This window comes from Streptomyces varsoviensis (assembly GCF_000718635.1).
Taxonomy (GTDB): Bacteria; Actinomycetota; Actinomycetes; order Streptomycetales; family Streptomycetaceae; genus Streptomyces; species Streptomyces varsoviensis.
Map to the genome: position 1 here is coordinate 1 of NZ_JOBF01000082.1, position 296 is coordinate 296.

Genomic DNA, 296 nt, shown 5'->3' on the forward strand with positions numbered 1-296 from the left:
GCGGCCGGTGAAACGGCCACAAAGGAAGCGTCCGTTCCTTGAGAACTCAACAGCGTGCCAAAAGTCAACGCCAGACTATAAAATACCCCGGGCAGGACGATTTGTCTGTTCTGCTTGAGGTTCCTTTGAAAAGCCCACCCGAGCCTGTCATGGGTTGGGGTGGCGATTACAGCGAGGACGCTGTGCGCGACCGGGCCTATTCCGCCGGGTTGCGCCGCTCTGCTGTGAATGAAGCATTCACGGAGAGTTTGATCCTGGCTCAGGACGAACGCTGGCGGCGTGCTTAACACATGCAA

Annotated in this window: 1 rRNA gene; it reads left to right on the forward strand. The window is 57.4% G+C overall.

Going from position 1 to position 296, the window contains the following annotated elements:
• Window positions 1–236: 236 nt before the first annotated feature.
• Window positions 237–296, forward strand: a 16S ribosomal RNA gene (locus IF55_RS35685); the annotation flags it as partial.